Below are 981 nucleotides of genomic sequence, written 5' to 3' on the forward strand. Positions count from 1 at the left end.
GGGCGCGCACGCCGGGCTCTCGGCTCTTAGGCTAGGGGAAACTGAAGACATAAGGTGTTAGGCATCGGCTGAATTGCTTCTTTCGGTTCTTGGCGCAACCGGCTCTTCGCGCGCAATTCGCATCGCGCAGTTCCAAGTGATGTTTGTCAGGTGAAGCATCCACGCCGCGATCTGCTCTCGCCTCTTCAGGCTGTTTCTCGCTTCGGACTTGGTGCTGAAACAGATCCACCTAGCAAGCGGCCTCGTGCTGCCCTACAGTTTGCCTAACAAGTCGTTCAAGCCGAGCCCGCTTCGCGGTCTCGGACCGAACCGGACCGCAACGGGCGGGCCGGCTTAACTCAGGCGTTAGGTTGGCAGTGAAGTTCATGGCCGGCCTTGGCCTTCGCGTAGTTCACCGCGTCCTGCGCCGCTCTCTGCTCCGCCTCCAGCAATCGCTGGCGGCAATTCACAACCATGGCAGCGCCGAGTTTCACGCCGGCTTCGGCATTCCGCAGCACGCAATCCCAAGCCTTCGCCTCGGTCTTGTAGTGTGAGTTTTCGTATATCTGATTGCCTTCGCTGTCGTTGTCCGGCCATGCCGTCCCCTGAACTTCGCGGACTTCCATGCGGCTCGTATCGGCGTACCAAAGTGTTTGCACTTCAATCTCCTTTGCCTTGCCAACCTAACAATTCGTTCCATGCGAGGCCGCTTCGCGGCCCGCATGAACTCAGCCGTTATGCGTCGGTTGTGATGGGCTGAGCTGTGTTCCCGCTGCGCTGTCGGCTCGCGCACACCAGGCCATGTGAACTATTTCCACCAAGGCCTCGCAAAGCGGTCACGCCGCGAACTGTCCTCACCCCTTCAAACCGGTTCTCGCTTCGGAGCTTGTGTGGAAACAGATCCACCTAGAACACGGCTTCGTGTTGCACTACAGTCGCATAACAATTCATTCAAGCCGACGCCGCTTCGCGGCGCGGCTTAATTCAGCAACTGTCTTGTGA

Annotated in this window: 1 protein-coding gene; it reads right to left on the minus strand. The window is 58.6% G+C overall.

From position 1 onward, the window contains the following. Positions 1 to 338 precede the first annotated feature (338 nt). Complete coding sequence (locus SPK54_RS13615; protein WP_330948408.1) at positions 339 to 605, minus strand: hypothetical protein; 267 nt, start codon at positions 603 to 605, stop codon at positions 339 to 341. Positions 606 to 981: the final 376 nt, after the last annotated feature.

This window comes from Thermomonas sp. LB-4 (assembly GCF_036409385.1).
In the GTDB taxonomy this organism is placed as follows: domain Bacteria; phylum Pseudomonadota; class Gammaproteobacteria; order Xanthomonadales; family Xanthomonadaceae; genus Thermomonas.

What these genes read in the sequence shown, in the direction of transcription:
- SPK54_RS13615 (WP_330948408.1), bottom strand. Translation starts at nt 605, where the DNA reads ATGGAAGTCCGCGAAGTTCAGGGGACGGCATGGCCGGACAACGACAGC.